19 protein-coding genes and 1 tRNA gene are annotated in these 21096 nt (G+C 61.1%); 10 read left to right on the top strand and 10 right to left on the bottom strand.

All coding sequences use genetic code 11. The annotated features are described in order from the left end of the window. Positions 1–40 precede the first annotated feature (40 nt). From ED655_RS11110 to ED655_RS11130, 5 genes are all read right to left on the bottom strand, one after another. Positions 41–970 carry a Gfo/Idh/MocA family protein gene (locus ED655_RS11110; protein ID WP_122050206.1) on the bottom strand — a complete coding sequence of 310 codons (930 nt, stop codon included), beginning with the start codon at positions 968–970 and terminating at the stop codon, positions 41–43. Beyond that, positions 967–2253 carry a sugar MFS transporter gene (locus tag ED655_RS11115; protein WP_122050207.1) on the bottom strand — a complete coding sequence of 429 codons (1287 nt, stop codon included), beginning with the start codon at positions 2251–2253 and terminating at the stop codon, positions 967–969. Before ED655_RS11115 ends, ED655_RS11110 begins: the two co-directional genes overlap by 4 nt. A gap of 171 nt (positions 2254–2424) precedes the next feature. Continuing rightward, positions 2425–6945: a glutamate synthase large subunit gene (gene gltB / locus ED655_RS11120; RefSeq protein WP_062164908.1), complete on the bottom strand. Its 4521-nt coding sequence runs from the start codon at positions 6943–6945 to the stop codon at positions 2425–2427. Positions 6946–6950: 5 nt separating this feature from the next. Next, the gene (locus tag ED655_RS11125) at positions 6951–8411 is read right to left on the bottom strand and encodes an NAD(P)-dependent oxidoreductase (RefSeq protein ID WP_122050208.1); all 1461 of its coding nucleotides are present in this window, start codon (positions 8409–8411) and stop codon (positions 6951–6953) included. A 178-nt stretch (positions 8412–8589) separates the two neighbouring features. Further along, positions 8590–9525, bottom strand: a complete 936-nt coding sequence (locus ED655_RS11130; RefSeq protein ID WP_122050209.1) for a complex I NDUFA9 subunit family protein — start codon at positions 9523–9525, stop codon at positions 8590–8592. A gap of 112 nt (positions 9526–9637) precedes the next feature. Here ED655_RS11130 and ED655_RS11135 point away from each other — a divergent pair. The 7 genes from ED655_RS11135 (at position 9638) to rpoN (ending at position 15580) form a co-directional block, all read left to right on the top strand. Beyond that, a tRNA-Leu gene (locus ED655_RS11135) sits at positions 9638–9724 on the top strand. 69 nt (positions 9725–9793) lie between these two features. Then, positions 9794–10441, top strand: a complete 648-nt coding sequence (locus ED655_RS11140) for a ribonuclease D (protein WP_122050210.1) — start codon at positions 9794–9796, stop codon at positions 10439–10441. 126 nt (positions 10442–10567) lie between these two features. Then, positions 10568–11602 (top strand): KpsF/GutQ family sugar-phosphate isomerase, encoded by a 1035-nt coding sequence (locus ED655_RS11145; protein WP_122050211.1) that lies wholly within the window; start codon positions 10568–10570, stop codon positions 11600–11602. Then, positions 11599–12381 (top strand): LPS export ABC transporter periplasmic protein LptC, encoded by a 783-nt coding sequence (gene lptC, locus ED655_RS11150; RefSeq protein ID WP_122050212.1) that lies wholly within the window; start codon positions 11599–11601, stop codon positions 12379–12381. Before ED655_RS11145 ends, lptC begins: the two co-directional genes overlap by 4 nt. After that, the gene (locus ED655_RS11155; protein ID WP_122050330.1) at positions 12381–13370 is read left to right on the top strand and encodes an LptA/OstA family protein; all 990 of its coding nucleotides are present in this window, start codon (positions 12381–12383) and stop codon (positions 13368–13370) included. The genes lptC and ED655_RS11155 overlap by 1 nt, the downstream gene beginning before the upstream one ends. Further along, on the top strand, positions 13370–14146 hold the full coding sequence (gene lptB / locus ED655_RS11160) for an LPS export ABC transporter ATP-binding protein (protein WP_023978504.1): 777 nt from the start codon (positions 13370–13372) through the stop codon (positions 14144–14146). Before ED655_RS11155 ends, lptB begins: the two co-directional genes overlap by 1 nt. A gap of 6 nt (positions 14147–14152) precedes the next feature. Further along, positions 14153–15580, top strand: a complete 1428-nt coding sequence (gene rpoN, locus ED655_RS11165; RefSeq protein ID WP_122050213.1) for an RNA polymerase factor sigma-54 — start codon at positions 14153–14155, stop codon at positions 15578–15580. A 68-nt stretch (positions 15581–15648) separates the two neighbouring features. Here the strand turns inward: rpoN and ED655_RS11170 are convergent, their stop codons facing one another. The 3 genes from ED655_RS11170 to ED655_RS11180 all read right to left on the bottom strand — a co-directional run bounded on the left by ED655_RS11170 (position 15649) and on the right by ED655_RS11180 (position 16850). Further along, entirely contained in the window at positions 15649–16011 is a 363-nt protein-coding gene (locus ED655_RS11170) for a RidA family protein (RefSeq protein WP_122050214.1), read from the bottom strand. A 2-nt stretch (positions 16012–16013) separates the two neighbouring features. Continuing rightward, positions 16014–16268 (bottom strand): DUF1150 family protein, encoded by a 255-nt coding sequence (locus ED655_RS11175; RefSeq protein ID WP_035443886.1) that lies wholly within the window; start codon positions 16266–16268, stop codon positions 16014–16016. 84 nt (positions 16269–16352) lie between these two features. Beyond that, positions 16353–16850: an Hsp20 family protein gene (locus ED655_RS11180; protein WP_023978508.1), complete on the bottom strand. Its 498-nt coding sequence runs from the start codon at positions 16848–16850 to the stop codon at positions 16353–16355. Between the two features lie 189 nt (positions 16851–17039). Here ED655_RS11180 and def point away from each other — a divergent pair, with 189 nt between their 5' ends. The 3 genes from def to truA are packed head-to-tail and all read left to right on the top strand — an operon-like array spanning position 17040 to position 19297. Continuing rightward, entirely contained in the window at positions 17040–17585 is a 546-nt protein-coding gene (gene def, locus ED655_RS11185) for a peptide deformylase (RefSeq protein ID WP_023978509.1), read from the top strand. A gap of 4 nt (positions 17586–17589) precedes the next feature. Then, entirely contained in the window at positions 17590–18516 is a 927-nt protein-coding gene (gene fmt / locus ED655_RS11190; protein ID WP_122050215.1) for a methionyl-tRNA formyltransferase, read from the top strand. Beyond that, on the top strand, positions 18506–19297 hold the full coding sequence (gene truA, locus ED655_RS11195) for a tRNA pseudouridine(38-40) synthase TruA (RefSeq protein WP_122050216.1): 792 nt from the start codon (positions 18506–18508) through the stop codon (positions 19295–19297). The genes fmt and truA overlap by 11 nt, the downstream gene beginning before the upstream one ends. Positions 19298–19331: 34 nt before the next feature. On the opposite strand, the gene ED655_RS11200 is transcribed toward truA, so the two are convergent. After that, positions 19332–19967: a hypothetical protein gene (locus ED655_RS11200; RefSeq protein WP_122050217.1), complete on the bottom strand. Its 636-nt coding sequence runs from the start codon at positions 19965–19967 to the stop codon at positions 19332–19334. Beyond that, the gene (gene dapE, locus ED655_RS11205; RefSeq protein WP_240993631.1) at positions 19964–21094 is read right to left on the bottom strand and encodes a succinyl-diaminopimelate desuccinylase; all 1131 of its coding nucleotides are present in this window, start codon (positions 21092–21094) and stop codon (positions 19964–19966) included. The genes ED655_RS11200 and dapE overlap by 4 nt, the downstream gene beginning before the upstream one ends. Positions 21095–21096: the final 2 nt, after the last annotated feature.

A 21096-nucleotide genomic window follows, 5' to 3' on the forward strand; every position in this document is an offset into this window, starting at 1 on the left:
ACACAGACGATCGGCCTATCTGACAAATTGTATTACATATTTATTGAAAATCATCTGGCCGGTGATGGCGTGTCCCATAGGCTAATGACTCTGTCACAATATCCAGCGGTCTCAGATCGAGAGCGCAGTCCTGCGCCGTAATCAGCGCCGCAAAGCTGTCATACACCCCGTCATATTCGCGGCTCTCGGCGAGAGGCATCATCTTCCCTCCCAGAGAAAGCCTCGCGCCCCCTTCCGACATAAGAAGCTGCACCCCATCCGGCATCGTCCAGATAATTTCCCAGATCTCGTTTTCCCGCTCATGCCGCCAGTCGAAACTGGCCGATACGGGGCAACGGGTCCGCGCACCGACAAGGGCGAGACGGGCCCGCGCCGGTGCCTGCTGCTGCGCAAAGAAATCGAGCGAGGCCTGCTCGAAAACGAGCGCCTCGGGGCTGACGGCACAGAGAATGGACAGGGCATTGATCCCTGCGTCGAAAACCCCCAGCGCGCCCGGACGCCAGAGCCAGTCCGCGCCGGGATGCCATTTATCGGCATTTTCCTTCCAGCTGATCTCCACCCTGACCGGGTCATTCTCTTTCAGCAAAGCTGCAACATTCGGCACCGCCGCCGCATGAACCGAATGCCATGCTGCAAACAGAGTGAGTCCACGCTGACGCGCTTCGGCCAGCAGCGCCTGCGCCTGGCTGCGCGTCAGGGTCGGAGGCTTTTCGAGCAGCACATGCCACCCCGCCTCAAGCGCCTGCATGGCGAGATCATAACGCATGGAAGGCGGCGTGCAGATAGCGACGGCATCGATGTCGAGATGACTTTCGATCAAGGCCTCTATGGATGCAAATACCGGCACCTCCATCGTGACCGGCACGGGTGATACCGCCGCCGCCAGATGATAGGCCGCACTCGCAGCAAGGGCGGGGAGATGCTGCTGACGCGCAATCTGCCCGACGCCGATAACCGCAATCCTGATCATGATATCGTCTCCCGGGTTACCGACGCATGGCGGCGCGGCACGGAACCCCAGCTGGCATAGAAAAGAAGATAGAGGTAACAGGCGAAGGGCAGGAGATAAGACAGGGATAGACCGATATGGTCTGCCAGCACGCCCTGGAATATCGCCGCTGCCCCACCGGCGATCGCCATGATAAGCCACCCTGCCCCCTGCTCTGTTTGTGGGCCGAGTTCCGCAACACCAAGCGAAAAGATCGTGGGGAACATGATGGAATGGCACAGCCCGGTCAGGAGCAAGGCCCACATGGCAAGCCCACCACTCGACGAGACCACCACCAGAACGAGCATGGCCCCGGCAAGGCTGGCGAGACCTAGCATCAGATGCGGGCTAACACGCCGCATGAGGGCCGCACCGACAAAACGCCCCACCATGGCCCCACCCCAGAAAAAGGCCACGTAATGCGCTGCCTGGGCATGGCTCATATCGCCAATCTGTTTTTGTGAGATGAAATTCACCAGTGTGCTGCCAATGCCAATCTCGCAGATCATGTAGAGGAATATGGCGGGCACGCCCCAGAACAGATTGCGATGACGCCACACACTGTGCTGCGTCCCGGAGGTTGCCACCTTGCGGCTGCCCGCATCGATGGACGGTAGTGGGAAACGCCAGACAACCAGCGCCATGGCCAGCAACACGAGGGCGATCAGCCCGTAAGGCAATTGCACCATCTGGGCATCCTGGATGTGTTGCCCCGCCGTCTCGGCAAGCTGGCCGCCTGTCGAGTTCTCATGGCTGCGCCCGAAGATCAGGATGCCGCCAAACAGCGGCGCAAGCGTCGTGCCGAGCGAATTGAACGCCTGAACCATTGTCAGGCGGCTCGAAGCCGAGGCCTCATCACCAATCACCACCACATACGGATTGGCTGCAACCTGAAGTAGCGTGATGGCCGCAGCCAGCAGGAACAGCGCGACTAGAAAAAACCCGTAGGAGAAAAACGCGCTGGCCGGGATGAAGAGCAGGCAGGACGCTGCCATGCCGACAAGCCCGAGAATGACCGCGTTCTTGTAGCCAAGGACCGAAACAAGACGCGAGGCAGGCAGGGATATGACCAGATAGCCGAGATAGAAGCAGAACTGCACCAGAAGGGAGGCGGTGTAGTCGAGCGAGAAAGCAGCCTTCAGGTGGGGAACGAGAATGTCGTTGAGGACAGTCGCAAAGCCCCACATGAAAAAGACGCTTGATAACAGGGCCAGAGCGGCAACCGATGACGCCGCGCCCTTTGAAGTCGAGACTTGAGACGGCATGAATAACCCTCAAAGAAGAGACCCTGCGATCTACTGACCGAGGGAGAGGGCTAGACCCTACCGAATGACTTTTCGGTAATAAAATAGATATTCAGAGGCAATATATGCCTGTTTGGCTATGAATGGGCATTATGGGCGTCGCCTCAAGCGATCCCGTAATGCCCTGTCCGCTCAGGCGGAAAGCGCCTCCTGCTTGCCCGGCAGTTCGTAGCCGATGATGCGGGCATAATCGCGCGGAACGACTTGCCAGAACTGCGACAGTACTCGATCCCAACGATGCAGAAGCTCGGCTGCATAGGCGCTGCCGGTCTCATCGGCATGACGCTGCACGAGCGAACGGAGGTTCTCTTCCCATACGCTGCCGGGCTCGATACGCGCCCAGAGAAGCGTATCCGGGTTCACGCGGCGCTCGAACATCTCTTCCTTGTCGAGAACGAAGGCCATGCCGCCCGTAAAGCCGGCACCGAAATTATCGCCGATATGGCCGAGGATCACGACTGTCCCGCCAGTCATGTACTCACAGCCATTAGAACCACAGCCCTCGACCACAGCTGTCGCACCCGAGTTACGCACAGCGAAGCGCTCGCCTGCCTGCCCGGCTGCGAAAAGCGACCCGGCAGTGGCACCGTAAAGCACGGTATTGCCAATGATTGCGTTGTCTTCCGACCGCCACGGTGCAGTGGGGGACGGACGAACGACAATGGTGCCACCCGACAGGCCCTTGCCAACGTAGTCGTTCGCATCACCCACGACATCGAGCTTGAGACCCTGCACTGCGAAAGCACCCAGCGACTGACCTGCCGAGCCACGCAGGCGCAGGGTCAGATGCCCCTCAGGCAGGGTCTTCATGCCGAATTTGCGGGTGATCAGCGACGAAACACGCGTGCCGATGGCGCGATGCGTGTTCTGCACCGTGTAGTGCAGATGCAGCTTCTCGCGATGATCGAACAGTGGTGTGGCATCGGCGATGACCTGAGCGTCGAGCGTCTCCGGCACCTCGTTGCGGCCCTCACGGGTACAATAACGTGCATCCGGCCCCGGATCGGCCTGAACCAGCAGTGAGTTCAGATCCAGATCGTCCAGATAATCCGCACCGCGCGAGACCTGACGCAGCAGATCGGTGCGGCCGATGATTTCCTCGACGCTCTTGAAGCCAAGCTCGGCCAGGATGTTGCGTACGTCCTCGGCAATGAAGGAGAACAGATTGATCACCTTCTCGGGTGTGCCCTCGAACTTGGCGCGCAGCGCCTCATCCTGAACGCACACGCCCACCGGGCAGGTATTGGAATGGCACTGGCGCACCATGATGCAGCCCATGGCAACGAGCGCCGCTGTCCCGATGCCGAATTCCTCGGCACCCAGCATGGCGGCCATCACCACATCACGCCCGGTCTTGAGACCGCCATCGGTACGCAGGGTCACGCGATGGCGCAGACGGTTGAGTGTCAGCACCTGATTGGCTTCGGTCAGCCCCATTTCCCAGGGCAGGCCCGCATATTTGATGGAGGATTGTGGGCTCGCCCCCGTGCCACCGCAATGGCCCGAGATCATGATCGCATCCGCCTTCGCCTTGGCCACGCCAGCAGCAATCGTGCCAATGCCGGTACGGGCCACAAGCTTGACCGTGACAGTCGCCTCCGGGTTGATCTGCTTCAGGTCGTAGATGAGCTGAGCCAGATCCTCGATGGAATAGATGTCATGATGCGGCGGCGGCGAAATGAGCGTCACGCCAGGTGTGGCATGGCGCAGCTTGCCGATGAGTTCCGTCACCTTGAAACCGGGCAGCTGCCCGCCCTCGCCCGGCTTGGCACCCTGAGCGACCTTGATCTCGATCTCGCTGCAATTATTCAGATATTCCGCCGTGACACCAAAGCGCCCCGAGGCCACCTGCTTGATTTTCGAGCTGGCATTGTCGCCATTCTCACGCGGCGTGAAGCGCGACGCGTCCTCACCACCCTCGCCTGAATCCGACTTCGCGCCGATACGGTTCATGGCGATTGCGAGCGTCTCATGCGCTTCCGGGCTCAGTGCGCCGAGCGAGATGCCCGGTGCCACGAGACGACGGCGGATGGAGGTGATGCTCTCGACATCTTCCACCGGGATCGGCTCGCGCACGCGGCGGAAATCGAGCAGATCGCGCAGAGCGGTCGGCGGCTGGCGACGCACGGCATCGGCGTAACGCTTGAACAGTGAGAAGCTGTCGGTCGAGACGGCCGTCTGGAGCATGTGAATGAGCTGGCCGCTGAAGGCGTGAACCTCGCCCTTGCGACGCAGCTTGTACAGACCGCCAATCGGCAGGGCGTCCACACCGCCCGCATAGGCCGTTTCATGCGCCTTGAGCGCATTGCGGGCCAGACCGGGCAGACCGATGCCCGAGATGCGCGACGGCATGCCGGGGAAGAACTCGGCCACGAGCGCGCGCGACAGGCCAATGGCCTCGAAATTATAACCACCGCGATAGGCCGAAACGATGGAAATGCCGGATTTCGACATGATCTTGAGTAGACCCTTGTCGAGCGCCTTGCGATAACGCTCCACTGCCTCGCGCAGGGTAAGATCGCCAAACAGGCCGCGCTGCAAGCGGTCGGCGATACATTCCTGAGCCAGATAGGGGTTCACCGTGGTTGCCCCAACACCCACCGTCACCGCCATGCCATGCACGTCCATTACATCGGAGGAACGGACATTGAGCGAGGTGAAGGTGCGCAGCGACTGACGCACGAGGTGGATATGTACGGCAGCGGTCGCGAGGATCATCGGGATCGCGACGCGCTCCTCGTTCTGCCCCTCATCGGAGAGGAAGAGATGGGTGCAGCCACCGCGCACATAATCCTCGGCCTCGTGACGGATGCGCGCGATGGCGTCGCGCAGCCCGGCCTCGCCATCGGCGGCGCGGAAGGTGCAATCGACCGTCGCACCATCCTTGCCACAGAAATTGCGCAGCGCCTCGAACTCACCCGTGGTGAGCACAGGGCTTGGCAATTGCAACAGGTCGCACTGCTCGGGCGACTGGTCGAGAATGTTGCCCAGATTGCCAAGGCGCGTGACGAGGCTCATCACGTTCATTTCGCGCAGGGAATCGATAGGCGGGTTCGTGACCTGACTGAAGCCCTGACGGAAGTAATGGGCCAAGCCGCGATAGGTGCTCGACAGAACCTGAAGCGGTGTGTCGTCACCCATCGAGCCAATGGCTTCTGCCGATGTCTCGACCATGGGATGGAGAATGGTCTCCATTTCCTCATGCGTCAGGCTCATGGCCAGCTGGCGTCGGCGCAGCTGATCGGCGCTGAACAGGACCGGCTCGGCGACATCGCCCCGCACAACGGAGCTGATATTGCGAATATGCTTCGTCCAGGCGGTGAAGTCCTGACGCTCGGCCAGAAGATCAAGCAGTTCCTGCGGCGCGTAGAGCTTGGCTTCCTGCAGGTCGAGACCCAGCGTCTCGCCCGGCCCGAGGCGCCCCTTCATGCGCGTATTGGCGTCCTGCACGCGCACCATACCGGCTTCGGAACCCACGATCAGCAGATCGTCCTGCGTGATGGTGTAGCGCAGCGGGCGCAGACCCGCGCGGTCAAGACCGGCAACAACCCAGCGCCCATCGGTCGCACAGATAGCGGCAGGGCCGTCCCATGGTTCCATCACGGCATTGCAGTAGGAGAACAGCGCCCGATGCTTGTCAGTCATAGCGGCATTGCCACCGGCACTGGCAGGCACCATCAGCGTCTTGGCCATGGGGGCATCGCGCCCGGCATGGGTGAGCAGCTCGAACACGTTGTCGAACATGGCGGTATCTGAGCCCGCCGCCTGAACGACCGGCTTGAGATCGCTCATATAGGGGTCAAGTTCGGCATTCGCGAGGCGCGTCTCGTGGCTGCGCATCCAGTTCACGTTACCGGAAAGCGTGTTGATTTCACCATTATGCGCCAGACGGCGGAAAGGCTGGGCCAGCTTCCAGGTCGGGAAGGTATTGGTCGAGTACCGCTGGTGGTAGATCGCAAAGCGCGAGACGAAACGCTCGTCCAGCAGATCGGGATAGAAATCCGTCAGGTTCTCGGCAAGGAACATGCCCTTGTAGATGAGCGAACGACATGACAGCGAACATACATAGAGATCGACCTGCGCAGCTGCCGCGGCCTTCTCGATACGACGACGGATGACGTAAAGATCGCGCTCGAAATCAGCTTCCGAACGGTTCAGGCGGTTACGCACCATGATCTGCTCGATCTCGGGACGCGTCGCATTGGCCTTCTCACCGATACAGGCCGTGTCGATCGGCACCTGACGCCAGCCATAGATGCCATAACCGAAATCGAGGATCTCGCTTTCGATGATCGCTCGTCCTGCTTCCTGCGCGGCCAGATCGGTCTTGGGCAGGAAGATCATGCCAACGGCAATACGACCCTCGATATGGTCATCACCGGCGCTGTGAATCGCCTCGGCGAAGAAATCCTGCGGGATCTCGACATGGATGCCCGCACCGTCGCCGGTCTTGCCATCGGCGTCGACCGCACCGCGATGCCAGAGCGCCTTGAGCGCCGCGATACCGGCCAGAACCACGTCACGACGGCGCTTGCCGTCCAGTGCCGCCACGAGCCCGACGCCGCAGGCATCACGCTCCATGGTCGGGTCATAAAGGCCTTCGAGGGCGCGGACATTGTCCTGATAGGACTGGATGAAGCTCTTCTCGGTCATGGCCCTTACTCCGCCGCCACTGCCTGTGCGGCATGGTCTGATGTCATGCTCTCTGTGCCAGAGAGGAATTGGTGCATTTCGGCTGCTGCCTCGCGTCCGTCGCGAATGGCCCAGACCACAAGCGAGGCTCCGCGCACGATATCGCCGCCTGCGAAAACGCCCGGCACGCTGGTCTCGAAACGTCCCGGTGTGACCTTGAGCGTGCCCCATTTGGTCACGGCCAGCTCCGGCGCATTCCAGTCACCCGGCAGATCCTCTGGGTCGAACCCAAGCGCCTTGATCACCAGATCGGCCTCGATCACGAAACTGCTTTCCGGCACGGCTTCGACCGACTGGCGGCCTGAAGCATCGGGCAGGCTCAGCCGCATCTTGTGGGCGCGCACGCCGCTGACGGTACCATCGCCGAGGAATGCCTCGGGAGCCGCAAGCCAGGCGAAGTTCACGCCTTCTTCCTCGGCGTTTTTCACTTCCTGCACCGAGCCGGGCATATTGGCGCGGTCACGGCGATAAAGGCAGGTCACTTTTTCAGCACCCTGACGGATGGAGGTGCGCACGCAATCCATGGCCGTATCACCACCACCGATCACCACCACATGCTTGCCCCTGGCGTGCAGCACAGCATCATCGCCTGGCGTCTCATGATAACCACGGCGGTTGGACGCCGTAAGGAAATCGAGCGCCTGAACCACACCGCCCAGTCCGCTGCCCGGCACGGCTACCTCACGTGAGCGATAGACGCCCGTCCCCAGAAAGACCGCATCGTGTTTCTCACGAAGCGCCTCGAAGGAAAGGCCGCCCTCACCTTCCCCAATGGGGGTGGAGAGATGGAAGACAATGCCCTGTGCCTCGAGCAACTCATGGCGACGGGCCAGCACGTGCTTTTCCAGCTTGAAGCTCGGGATGCCATAGACCATCAGCCCGCCGACGCGATCATGACGGTCATAGACATGAACCTGATAGCCAAGGGCGCGCAGCCATTCTGCCGCAGCGAGCCCGGCCGGACCGGCGCCGACCACGCCGATGCTCTGTGAACGCTCGCGAGACGGCAGGCGCGGTTTGACCCAGCCCTGTTCGAAAGCCGTTTCAGTGATGAACTTCTCGACGGCACCGATCGTGACCGCCTCGAAATCCTTCTGGATGACGCAATTGCCCTCGCACAGACGATCCTGCGGGCAGATGCGCCCGCAGATCTCAGGAAAGGTGTTTGTCGCCGAAGAAAGACGATAGGCTTCTTCCAGACGGTTCTCGGCCGTCAGCTTCAGCCAGTCGGGAATGTTGTTGCCCAAGGGGCAATGGACCGAACAGAAAGGTACGCCGCATTGCGAGCAACGGCTGGCCTGACGCTCGGCATGATCGACTGCGAAAGCGCGGTAGATTTCGCCGAAATCCTCACGGCGTTCGGCAGCGTCACGCTTCTCAGGCATCTCCTGCGGCAATGACACAAATTGCAGCATACGTTCGGCCACGACACGTTCTCCCCAAGGGCGAGCGGACGCATGTCGCCCCGCTCGAAAAACATGACGGACAGGTAAGACAAGCTCACGAACCGTATAAGTAACCAATGCTTACCTATCGCCGGTCATATTGACGATTTATGGCGCGAACACACAGAAATATCGCATTATTAGGTCCGGAACGGACCTTTTATTTGCGAACCATTCTCAACACGCTGATTTGGCTCAGATATTCCGGTGCCACATCATACACACTCCGGGGAACGACTCCGAGGGTTTCGAGGGTCTCAGCCCCGGATGACACGATATTGTCCTGCGAAAGCATCGCGAGCTGATCCCGCGTCAGCAGCTTACCCGGCAGAACCTCCATCACACTGGCCTGTACCTGCGCGACACGCTCCGGCACCGTCAGGAGCCGGGGTGTGCGCCCCACGGACTCCGCTACGAAGGCCATGATCTCGGCCATCGTGAGACGATCGGGGCCGCCGAGCTCGAACAGCCTTCCACCCAGACCACTTTCCGTCAGGGCGAGCGCGGCAGCCTTCGCGACATCCTCGACATAGACGGGCTGAAGGCGGGTCTCGGGAAAGTAGACAGGCAGGACAGGCAGGACTTTTGCCATGAGGCCAAACATACGCAGAAAGCTGTCCTGCGGACCGAACACAACACTTGGGCGCAGGATTGTCGCCTCGGGGAAGGCGGCTTTGACCCTGCGCTCGCCCTCTGCCTTGCTACGCCCGTAACGTGAAGGCGAATCAGGCGCAGCACCGATGGCCGAAACCTGAACGAATCGCTTCGCGCCAGCAGCACGCGCCTCTTCAGCCACGCGTTCCGGTGCCTCGGCGTTCATGCGCTGGAAACTCGCCCCGCCCTTCTCTGTGAGAATCGAGACCAGATTGATGGCCGCCCCGGCACCCTGCAGGGCTGCACGCACCGACGCACGATCCGTCACCGAGGCATAAACAGGCAAGACCGTTCCCGGCGGTGATTCGGCGACAAGAGAGCCTGCCTTGTGCGGTGCACGTGAGGCCACGCGGACATGATGCCCCTTCGCGACGAGCTGGCGCACGAGTGAGCGCCCGATGAAGCCATTGCCGCCGAATAAGGTGATGACCGAGTTTTCCATAAAAAATCCTCTTTTTTCAACGGGGGGTGTTGACGCCCCCCACATCCACCGGTAAACGCCACCTCACCGAACGGGATGCCGAAAAAAAAACGGCGCCCCGGACAGCCTCTGAGCCCAGATGGCGGAATTGGTAGACGCGCAGGTTTCAGGTACCTGTGTCCGCAAGGACGTGGAAGTTCGAGTCTTCTTCTGGGCACCATACGAAAAACGGAAAAGCCGACGAGAAATCGTCGGCTTCCGTTTTTTCTAGCCCCAGGGTTTTCCAGACATGGCCGCACCAAGCGCTTCGATCCATCTTTACGATGGTGATCTCCCCGACGATTTCGATCTGGGTCCGGTCGTCGCCGTCGATACCGAAGCCATGGGCCTCAACCCGCATCGCGACCGTCTGTGCCTCGTGCAGCTTTCCGCCGGTGATGGCGAGGCCCATCTGGTGCAGATCCGTCCGAAATCGCTGGGCGGTCGCTATGAGGACTGCCCGAATCTCAAGGCGCTCATGGCTGATGAAAGCGTGACAAAGCTCATGCATTTCGCCCGCTTCGACGTGGCACTGCTTCAGCACGCGCTCGGCATCAAGGTGGCGCCCGTCATCTGCACCAAGATCGCGGCGCGTCTGGTGCGCACCTTTACCGATCGTCATGGTCTGGCGCATCTGTGCCGCGAGTTGCTGGGCGTCGATCTGGCCAAGCAGCAGCAGACATCCGACTGGGGCTCCGAGGTTCTCACCCCCGAGCAACTGGCTTACGCGGCTTCGGACGTGCTTCATCTGCATGCGCTATGGGCCAAGCTTGAGGCCCTGCTCGTCCGTGAAGGCCGTCGCGAGCTTGCCCAGGCCTGCTACGACTTCCTGCCAGCCCGTGGGCAGCTCGATATACTGGGCTATGAAGAGCCCGATATCTTCTCTCATCGCGCCTGAGGCCTCAGACACTTCCCCTTCTGCTCTGCTCCTGCCAATGCGAAATCCGCATGGCGTGTCATAGAAACGCCTTGCTTGGCATGGCAGGGTAATTGACCTGAGGCCAGCAAAGCGGGAAGAGGACGCATGACCGAGCTTTCACGTTCCAGCTCCGCTTTGATTACCGATTCCGAGCACGCCCGCAACGCGGCAATCGAGAGTGCCCAGGCCACCCTTGCCGCCGAGGCCGCCGGACTGGCCGCGCTGCAATCCGCGCTCGCCTTGCCAGAGGCGATGGGGAACCATTTCAGCGAGGCCGTTGCCTGTATCGCCACCACGAAAGGGCGCGTCGTGGTTTCCGGCATCGGCAAATCGGGCCATATAGGCAGAAAAATCCAGGCAACCCTCGCTTCAACCGGCACTTCGGCCATCTTCGTTCATCCTGCTGAGGCAGCCCATGGCGACCTCGGGATGATCGAGGCGCGCGATGTCATGCTGCTTCTGTCGCAATCCGGTGAAACAGCCGAACTGGCCGCCCTTCTCGAACATGCCGCCCGCCATGCCATCACCATCATCGGCATGACATCGTCACCCGGCTCAACGCTTGCCCGGTCCAGCAGCATCGTGCTGTGCCTTCCACGCAGCAAGGAGGCCTGCCCGATGGGGTTGGCACCAACGACAAGCACGGTCATGCAGCTCGCCCTGGGGGATGCCCTCGCCGTTGCCCTGCTCGAACGCCGCGGATTTACGGCCAATGATTTCAGCGCCTTCCATCCTGGCGGTTCTCTGGGTGCGTTGCTGAGGCCCATACGCAGACTGATGCATGAGGGTGCCTCCATGCCACTTGGTACGGCTGACATGCCACTTTCCGGCGTCATCATCGAAATGACACGAAAGGCATTCGGGTGTATTGGCATCGTTGATGCTGACGGCGTTCTCATAGGCCTCATCAGCGACGGTGATCTGCGCCCCGCCCTCATGCGCAATCTGGACAGGACCACAGCAGGCGAAATCATGAATTGCGCGCCGATCACGACCCACGGCGATGTTCTCGCGCAGGAGGTCATTCATCTGATGACCTCCGGGCGCAAGCCCATCAACAGTCTCTTTGTACTGGACGAGACAAAGCGGCCAGTGGGGATCATCCACCTTCACGATTTGCTCCGCACAGGCATTGCATGACGCAAACAACCGACAATGAGGCTCGCAAGCCGCCTCAACGTGAGGATTTTGCGCGTGATGCGGCAAAGCTTGCCGCCCTGCGCGAGGCCATGCGTGAACAGGGACAGTCCCGCCAGCGCAATATCCCGACATCGTCGGACCTTGCCTCGCGCCGCCGCCTGCTCGACACGGCAAAATGGGCGCTTCCGCTCACGGCCGCTGTTCTTCTCGGCTCGATCGCTGTCTGGCCGGAAATCGCGCGCTGGCTCAGTGCCAACCGTGCCGTCATGCAGGAAATGGCGCAGATGCGGGTCGAAAGCGGTAATCTCGAAGGGGCCATCTATCGCGGCCTTGATGCCCATAACCGCCCTTATATGATCACGGCACGCGTCGCCCATCAGAACGGCCCCGATCGTGTCGATCTGGTCGATCCGGTAGCCGATACGCATATGGCGGGCGGCGGCTGGGCCGAAATCAAGGCGGACAAGGGCGTTTACATGCAGCATGAGCAGACGCTCAATCTGACCGACCATGTCGTGCTTTACAGGGACGACGGAACGCTGCTGAATGGTCTGACCGCCGATATCGACCTTCATCGCAGCGTGATCGCGTCGAATGACTGGGTCCATGCCGAGGGGCCATTTGGCATACTCGACGCCCAGGGCTATTTTATCGACCAGCACGCCAATCTTCTGCAATTCGTGGGGCCGCAGCGTGTCATACGCAATGATGACCGTCAGGATGCCATGCCCTCGCTCACCTCCCCTGCCCGCACCTCCTCCACGCAGAAGGCCCCATGATGCGCCGCCTCATTCCCGCCCTGACCCTGGGTTCGCTCCTTGTGGGTCTTCCTCTTGCCGGCGTCTCGCTTGAGGCCCTCCTTTGCCCGCAGGCTCAGGCCCAGGCGCTCGACATGTCGCATGGCGAGCAGGTCAATATCAGCTCCGCTGGTCCCCAGACCTATGATCACGATGCCCAGACGGTCACTTTCGTCGATCAGGCGCGCGCTGTTCGCGGCGACGTGACGATTGATGCGGATCAGCTGATCGGTTTTCTGCGCAAGAAGGCACCCGATCCCAACGCCCCCAAGCCGCAGGACGATTCAGCACAGCAGGACGGCGAGAAAAAGCCCGGCGATGACGGCGCCATGGGCGGATCGATGGAGCTCTATCGCATGGAGGCCATCGGGCACGTTCATATCTATACCAGCACCGATCAGGCCTGGGGCGACAAGGCGCTTTACGACATCGATCAGGGCGTTCTCGTCATGACGGGCAAGGCGCTCAAGCTGACCACGCCGCAGGATGTGATGACCGCGCGCGATGTGATGGAATATCACAGCCAGACCCGTATGTCGGTCGGTCGTGGCGATGCCACCGTGACCACCAATGACGGCAAGCGCATCAAGGCAGATGTGCTGGTCGCGTTCAGCAAGCCGGATCCCACGCCCCCCGCCGGCGCGAATCCTGCCCCTACGCCAGCACCGGGTGGCGATGGCACCGCTCGTAGCTCGAAGCTCGATCGCGCCTATGCCTGGGGCCATGTCATGCTGCGCACCCCTAATGAAACCGCGACAGGTGACAGGGGCGTCTATGTATTCGACACGCAGATGGCGCGGCTTATCGGCCATGTGCATGTGACGAGTGGCCAGAACCAGAATAACGGCGCCTCGGCCATCGTGAACATGAAAACGGGCGTTGCCATTATGAACCCCGCACCCGGCCAGCGTATCGAAGGTCTGGTCATCCCCAATGAAGCTGGCAGCAGCAAGCCCGGAGACGCGCATTGATGAGCGACAACGAGACCGTCATCCTGCAGCAGATCCACGATGATCCCACCGTGCAGACAGGACTGATCGCGCACGGCATCGGCAAGAGCTACAAGAAGCGCCAGGTGGTCCGAAACGTCTCGATCCAGGTGCAGCGTGGCGAGGCCGTCGGCCTTCTGGGGCCAAACGGTGCAGGCAAGACGACGAGCTTTTATATGATTGTGGGTCTGGTTCAGCCTGACACAGGGACCATCACCCTCGATGGCGCCGATATTACCCAGCTGCCCATGTATCGTCGTGCACGGCTCGGTATTGGCTATCTCCCCCAGGAAGCCAGCATTTTCCGCGGCCTCAATGTCGAGCAGAACATTCTCGCGGCGCTGGAAGTGGTCGAGCCCGATTATGACCGACGTCAGACCATGCTGGATGGGCTGCTGGCCGAGTTCGGTATATCGCATCTGCGTCACTCGCCCTCTCTGGCCCTCTCAGGCGGCGAACGACGCCGTCTTGAAATTGCCCGCGCCCTCGCCAGCCAGCCGAACTACATTCTGCTTGATGAACCTCTGGCCGGTATCGACCCTATTGCCGTGGGTGAAATCCGCGATCTGGTGTCCCACCTCAAGGACCGCGGCATCGGCGTGCTGATTACAGATCATAACGTTCGCGAAACCCTTGAGGTCATCGACCGGGCCTATATCATGCACTCGGGTCAGGTGCTGATGGAAGGCATCCCCGAGGAGATCGTGGCCAATGAGGACGTACGACGCGTCTATCTGGGAGAAAATTTCTCCCTCTGAGTCCTGATGGCGCGCCTCTCGCTTCAGGCGCGTCAGACCGCCGGTCTTGTCATGACCGCGGAGTTGCAGCAGGCGATCGGCCTGTTGCAGCTTTCGAACCATGAATTGCTGGCCGAACTCTCTCTTTTGGCCGAAGCCAATCCGCTCCTGCTTGTCAGCCCCCCTGCGGGAGAAGCCGGCAGCACGGAACCCGACACAATGACCCACCCGGACTGGCGGGATGGCGATCTGCCGGGCGATCTCGAGCCTGATGCCAGTGACTGGCGCGATGCCGCCTCCTGGGATGATGACCCCATTCTTCGTCATGGCGTGTACGACAGTGACGAACTGACCAACCGTGAGCCATCGGCCCCTGCTCCGACACGCCTTGACCAGTTTCTCTGGCAGATCAACGAGGCCTTCGCGCAGCCCGCCGAGCGTCATATTGCTCTGACCCTGCTCGACGCGATGGATGAATCGGGACGCCTTGATACCCCGATACCCGATCTCGCTGCAATGACCGGCGCAGCGGTGGAAAGCATTGAGCAGGTGCGCGGTATCATGCTGCTTTTCGAGCCAGCCGGGTGTTTTGCCACGTCACTGGCTGAATGCCTCGCCGCACAGTTCAAAGCGCGGAACCGTCATGATCCCGCGGTTGCGACGCTAATGGGTCATCTCGACTGGCTCGCCCGAGGCGAGCATGAGCGCCTGCAAAAAGCCTGTGGCCTCGACAGCCAGGACTATGCCGAGCTGTTGCAGGAATTACGGAGCTGCGATCCCAGACCCGGTGCGGGCCTTGAGCCCCCGCCTCCCGAGCCCGCGCCGGATCTGTTCATTCATCTCGTTGAGGGAGAGCCGATTGTTGCGCTCAACGAGGCCACATGGCCGGGGCTGACGATTGATGAACGCCTGTACAACCGGTTACAGACCGCTGATCGCGAAGCCCGTGGCTGGGCTCAGGAAAAAAAGCAGGAGGCGCAAAATCTGTTACGCGCTGTCGAGCAGCGTGCCCGCTCGCTTCTGCTGATCTGCACCGCAATCGCGCGTCATCAGATCCTGTTCCTGCATGACGGTATCGACGCCCTGCGCCCTCTGACTCTGGCCCGCATTGCCGAGGTGACGGGGCTTCATGAAAGCACCGTCAGTCGCGTCACAGCGACACGCATGATCGGCACGCCGCATGGTGTTGTTCCTTTGCGGCGGTTCTTTTCCACCGGACTGGGCGATGAATCGGACCAGACGAGTGCCGAGGCGATCAAGAACCGGATCAGGCAAGTCGTTTCAGCCGAGACCGCTGAGGCGATCCTGTCCGATGAGGCAATTACCCTAATGCTTCAGCAAAGCGGTATCGCCATCCAGCGACGCACAGTGGCCAAATATCGTGAGGCGCTTGGCATTGCAGGATCGGCGCAGAGGCGCCGGGATTTTCGCATGAGAGCCCGAATGGCGTCGTAACGCGTTGCTCGCACCCCCATGCTGCGTCGCCTGGCGCAAGCATAGGGTGAACGAACGGGGATGGCCGCTTAGATGGCGGCGATAGCTGTGATCTCGACAGCCCATTGCGGATCGACAAGACGCGTCTCGACTGTCGCCCGTGCCGGTTTGTGATCGTGATCCAGCCAGGCATCCCAGGCGCGATTCATCGCATCGATTTCGGTAATATCCGTCAGATAGACCTGCACCGAGAGGAGCTTTGTCTTGTCCGTGCCCGCCTCGGTCAGAAGCACATCGATCTGACGCAGGATATCGGCAGTCTGGCCCTCGGTATCGAGCGACGCATCATCCGCAACCTGTCCTGCCAGATAGAGTGTATTGCCATGACGCACCGCGCCACTCAGACGGTGTTCCTCAGCATAGCGCTGAATGGTGTCAGGCGTGGTAGTCATGGTCAGTGTACCCAGGCCGGAATCATTTCATGGTCGACAATGGCTTCGAAGGCGCTCGAACGGTCTTCCGCCAGCGCCATCGGGGTGCCATCCGCCGCGTGGATCGCAAAGGCAGCCTCGCCCTCGTAAACCACGGGTTTGACATAGGCGACATGGCTCATCCCGAACGCCTTCAGATCGTCATGCGACATGCGGCGCAGATCGGCAACCGGGGCGGGTGCGTCATTTCCGGCGTCATCGCGCGTGTTTTTTCTCATCGCTTTTCTCTCTTTTCAGCCCAATACCATGACAGTGCCGGGCTGGTCATCTCGCCAGTTGCCCGAATAAGGCACTGATCGCCCTCAATCGTCGTCAAGATCGCGTATGGCGCGGGTGCGACGGGGTTTGGGCATTTCGATATGGGTGGCACGAGTCACACCCGTCTCGCGACGCCCGGCGCTGATCTCGATACGCTTGACCCGCACTTCGGGCTGGGGGCGGAACAGGTCAATGTAGAGCAGGCCGTTATCAAGCCAGGCCTCACCAATCTCGATGTTCTCGGCCAGAACAAACGCCTTCTGGAACTGACGCGCCGCAATACCACGATGCAGGAACACACGCCCCTGACTGTCATCGGTCTGACGGCCACGAATGACCAGCTGGTTATCTTCCTGCGTGATGTGCAGATCGTCCATCACGAACCCGGCTACGGCCAGCGTGATACGCAGGGTGGTCTGGTTCAACTGCTCAATATTATAGGGGGGATAGCCATCAGAGGCTGTTTTCGAGGCCCGTTCGAGCATCTGCTCCAGATGGTCGAAACCGAGAAACATGGGTGACGTAAACAGACGGCCTGACATGCAGCCTCCTCCATGAGCGAGACGGTAACAGGATCCAGCCCTTGGTTGCGGCGCCGGATCACTTTCCCGATATGGTCATGTTTGGTGCGTGGTGCAAGCAAGAGCCCCTGCAGGAATTGCCGTTCTTTGAGGTTTATGCCCCGTTTAGAACTGGTTTTCCGGCACCTGACCGATTACATCCGCTCCATCATGACAGCGCTCTCCTTCCTCCCGGACATCGAGTCCATTACGCCCACGCCCATCCTCGTTGCGCCGCAGCCCGTGCTGCGGGCGGTCGCCCGTGAGGTCACGGCTGACGACATGGCTCTCGTCAAGTCCCACCTGCCGGGCATGTTCTCTGCCATGTACAAGGCGCCGGGTATCGGCCTTGCTGCCCCGCAGATCGGTCTGGGCCTGCGTTTTGCGCTCGTCGATGTGGCCGATGAGGGCGAGCGCAACCCGATGGTGCTCATCAACCCCGAAATCATCGAGGAATCCGAGCAGCTCGCCGCCCGCGAGGAAGGCTGCCTCTCCCTGCCCAACCAGTATGCAGAAGTCATCCGCCCCCTGAGCGTGCGGATGCGCTATCGCAATCTCGAGGGTGAAGTGATCGAGATGGAGGCCGATGACCTGCTGGCCACCTGCCTTCAGCACGAAATCGACCATCTCGACGGTATCCTGTTCGTCGACCACCTTTCCAAGCTCAAGCGCAACATGATCATGCGCCGCCTCGCCAAGGAACAGAAAGGCCGCTGAAACCATGCGTCTGGTGTTTATGGGCACGCCTGATTTCTCGGTGCCGGTTCTCAAGGCGCTGATCGCAGCCGGGCATGAGGTCGTGCAGGTCTATACCCAGCCCCCGCGCCCGGCCGGGCGCGGCAAAGCGCTGCGCCCCTCACCCGTTCAGAGCGCAGCCGAGGCCGAGGGCATCGCCGTGCGCTCCCCTGTCAGGATCCGGCAGAATGAGGATGAACTCGCTTTTTTCGAGTCACTTCAGGCTGATTGCGCCATTGTGGTCGCCTATGGGCTGATCCTGCCCCAGCGTATGCTCAATGCCCCGAAACTGGGCTGCCTCAATATCCACGCAAGCCTGCTGCCGCGCTGGCGGGGCGCCTCGCCCATCCAGTCAGCCATCCTGTCTGGTGATCGCCGCTCGGGCGTGTCGATCATGCAGATGGATGCGGGGCTGGACACCGGGGATGTGCTCGCAGAGGCCGCTGTGGATCTGTCCCCCTCCGAAACCGCCTCAACGCTGCATGATCGCCTCAGCTTTCTGGGTGCGGAACTGCTGCTCGAGACGCTGCGCCGTCCCTTTGCTCCGGTTCCGCAGCCTGAACAGGGCGTGACCTACGCCGAGAAACTCACCCGCGAGACAGGCCGCATCGACTGGAACCAGCCTGCGACGATCATCGACCGCCAGATACGCGGTCTGACGCCCTGGCCGGGTGCCTTCACCACACAGGACGGGACTGTGCTCAAGATCGGTGAGGCAGAGCTTGTCCCGCTTGCAGCTTCAGGTGGGGCGAATGTACCGGCTGGCACAGTTCTGGATGATGCGCTGACGGTACAATGCGGTGACGATGCCCTGCAGATTTTGCGGCTCCAGCGCCCCGGCAAGGCGATGATGAACGCGACCGATTATCTGCGTGGCACCCCCATGCCGAAAGGCACGCGCCTTGGGCAGTGATGAACCTGCCAGCGGATATCGCCGTTGGGCGCTCAGGATCGAATATGACGGCACGGGGCTCGTTGGCTGGCAGCGCCAGAACAATGGCGTGTCGGTGCAGGCCCTGCTGGAAGAGGCTGCATCACGCCTCGTAGGGGATGCCCCCGTCATGACGGCCACGGCGGGGCGTACCGATGCGGGGGTGCATGCTTCTTCCATGGTGGTGCAGCTCGATCTGCCGGATGACCCTCGTCTCGACGCGAGGCAGATACGTGATGGCGTCAGCTTTCACCTCAAGCCGCATCGCGTGGCGATCCTCGAAGCGGCACAAGCGCGCCCGGGCTGGCATGCACGGTTCTCTGCCATCTCGCGTCGCTATTGCTACACCATTCTCAACCGCCCAACCCGCCCGGTGATCGACCTCAATCACGTATGGCATGTACGGCGCCCCCTCGATGCCGGGGCGATGCATGAGGCAGCCCAGAGCCTGCTGGGACGTCATGATTTCTCGTCGTTCAGAGCGGCGTCCTGTCAGGCGAGCAGCCCGATCCGCACGCTGGACCGGCTGGACGTCACCCGCGAGGGGAATTTTGTGCGGCTGGATGTGGAAGCCCGGTCCTTTTTGCATCATCAGGTGCGCAATCTGGCGGGTTCGTTGCAGCTTGTCGGTAGCGGCCAGTGGCCGGTCAGCCGTATTCGTGACGTTCTAGAGGCCTGCGACCGGCGCGTCGCTGGCCCCACAGCCCCGCCGGACGGCCTATGCCTGATCGGTGTGGGCTACGAGCTGGACCCGTTCGCCTGAGCCCTGCCCTGCGCGGGCGCGGGGGCTCGGGAGATCAGGGATGCGGTTTGGGCAGCGGGCCCATCAATTCCTTGAGCGCGTTGTAATGCGGCGGCAGCGCAATGGCGATGAGATAGAGCGACGCCACAGCAAGGTTCACTACCACCACAAGCAGTGCCGCCTTGCCGCCCTTGAGCCCCAGGCCGGATTTGGCCACGAACCATGAGAGCCAGAACTCATAAGCCTCGATACCAATCATGATGACAGCCAGCGCAGGACGCGATGTCACGATACCGGGCATGATGATCTGCGCGATGCTCAACACCACCAGAGACAACACCATCGGCAGCCATGCTGACCACAGCAACGCCGTAGCGTAGCGTAACCAGCTCTCCGCCTTCCCCCAGACCGAAGCCAAAGCTTGCGAAACCACGAGACGCAGCAGCAGCGCCGTGATCAGGATCAGAACCTTGGTAACCTCAGTGGCATCATATCCCTGCACGAACTGCGACAGAGCCAGAACCAGAAAAAGGGCGGCACTTGGTGCAATGGCGGATAATAAGGCTTCGGGCGTGTTGCTGAAGGAATCGATTCCTTCGGCCTTGCCCCGGCCCAGACGCACCACGCCACGAATGATCCTTGTTGCGGCACCACCAGGGGTTTCCGCCGGAGGAGTTGAACCGGGTGTCACAATCCGAAGGCCTTGAGAAAATCACGATAGATCATGACGAGCATTTCCAGATCGGCAATCGACACGCATTCATCAGCCTTATGCATGGTCGCACCGACAAGACCAAATTCAGCCACAGGACAGTAGGACGCGATAAATCGTGCATCCGACGTGCCCCCTCCCGTGTCGAGGGCAGGCACACGCCCTGTATGGCGTGCGATGACCCTGGACAGAGCCACGACAGGCGCTCCGGGCTTTGTCAGGAATGCCTCGCCACTGATGCTGGCTTCAACATGACCGGCAGGGGCATGACACGCAACCACCTCCCTGATCCAGGCCACGAGATCATCCCCCTGGTGCGCTGTATTGAACCGGATGTTCAGCAGCGCTGTGGCCTTGGCGGGAATGACATTGGTCGCCTGATTGCCGACATCGACGCTGACGACCTGCAGCGATGATGGTGCGAAATGCTCGTTGCCCTCATCGAGCACACGGCCGGTCAGTTCACTCAGTATCAGCAGCAGGCGATGCACCGGATTATCAGCGAGATGCGGATAGGCCACATGACCCTGCACACCCTCGACCGTGATCCAGGCATTCAGGCTGCCACGACGTCCGATCTTGATGACCTCACCCATCCGGGCGGGGTTGGTGGGCTCGCCCAGAAGACAGAAATCCGGACGATGCCCATGCGCCACCATCCAGGGGAGGACTTCTTTTGTGCCGTGCAGTGCCGGCCCTTCCTCGTCCCCTGTAATCAGAAAGCTGACAGACCCCTTTAGAGGGCGCTCGGCGAGCAACGAGGCGACAGCTGCGACAAAGGCGGCGATGCCGCCCTTCATGTCGGCAATACCACGCCCGTAGAGCATGCCTTCAGCGTGCTGGGCACCGAACGGGTCATGCACCCAGCCTGGGCCAGGCGGAACAACGTCAGTGTGCCCTGCAAAGCAGAGATGCGGCCCCGACGCGCCAAGCCGTGCAAAGAGATTGGGCGTGCGCTCGCCCTCCGGGCCGCAATCGACCCGCTCGCAGGTAAAGCCCATCCCCTCAAGCGTGCGGGAAAGGACATCCATAGCCCCGTCATCCGCCGGGGTTACGGAACGGCAGGCAATCAGCTGGCCCGCCAGGGTCACGGCATCGACCGACACGA

Source organism: Asaia bogorensis (assembly GCF_900465345.1).
Lineage (GTDB): Bacteria > Pseudomonadota > Alphaproteobacteria > Acetobacterales > Acetobacteraceae > Asaia > Asaia bogorensis_A.

Bases quoted from the DNA above. Each gene is read 5' to 3' on its own strand.
- ED655_RS11170 (WP_122050214.1), bottom strand. From the start codon at position 16,011: ATGACTACCACGCCTGACACCATTCAGCGCTATGCTGAGGAACACCGT.
- fmt (WP_122050215.1), top strand. From the start codon at position 17,590: ATGCGTCTGGTGTTTATGGGCACGCCTGATTTCTCGGTGCCGGTTCTC.
- ED655_RS11130 (WP_122050209.1), bottom strand. From the start codon at position 9,525: ATGGAAAACTCGGTCATCACCTTATTCGGCGGCAATGGCTTCATCGGG.
- ED655_RS11140 (WP_122050210.1), top strand. From the start codon at position 9,794: ATGGCCGCACCAAGCGCTTCGATCCATCTTTACGATGGTGATCTCCCC.
- gltB (WP_062164908.1), bottom strand. From the start codon at position 6,945: ATGACCGAGAAGAGCTTCATCCAGTCCTATCAGGACAATGTCCGCGCC.
- ED655_RS11175 (WP_035443886.1), bottom strand. From the start codon at position 16,268: ATGAGAAAAAACACGCGCGATGACGCCGGAAATGACGCACCCGCCCCG.
- ED655_RS11115 (WP_122050207.1), bottom strand. From the start codon at position 2,253: ATGCCGTCTCAAGTCTCGACTTCAAAGGGCGCGGCGTCATCGGTTGCC.
- lptB (WP_023978504.1), top strand. From the start codon at position 13,370: ATGAGCGACAACGAGACCGTCATCCTGCAGCAGATCCACGATGATCCC.
- ED655_RS11155 (WP_122050330.1), top strand. From the start codon at position 12,381: ATGCGCCGCCTCATTCCCGCCCTGACCCTGGGTTCGCTCCTTGTGGGT.
- ED655_RS11180 (WP_023978508.1), bottom strand. From the start codon at position 16,850: ATGTCAGGCCGTCTGTTTACGTCACCCATGTTTCTCGGTTTCGACCAT.
- rpoN (WP_122050213.1), top strand. From the start codon at position 14,153: ATGGCGCGCCTCTCGCTTCAGGCGCGTCAGACCGCCGGTCTTGTCATG.
- def (WP_023978509.1), top strand. From the start codon at position 17,040: ATGACAGCGCTCTCCTTCCTCCCGGACATCGAGTCCATTACGCCCACG.
- ED655_RS11145 (WP_122050211.1), top strand. From the start codon at position 10,568: ATGACCGAGCTTTCACGTTCCAGCTCCGCTTTGATTACCGATTCCGAG.
- lptC (WP_122050212.1), top strand. From the start codon at position 11,599: ATGACGCAAACAACCGACAATGAGGCTCGCAAGCCGCCTCAACGTGAG.
- ED655_RS11110 (WP_122050206.1), bottom strand. From the start codon at position 970: ATGATCAGGATTGCGGTTATCGGCGTCGGGCAGATTGCGCGTCAGCAG.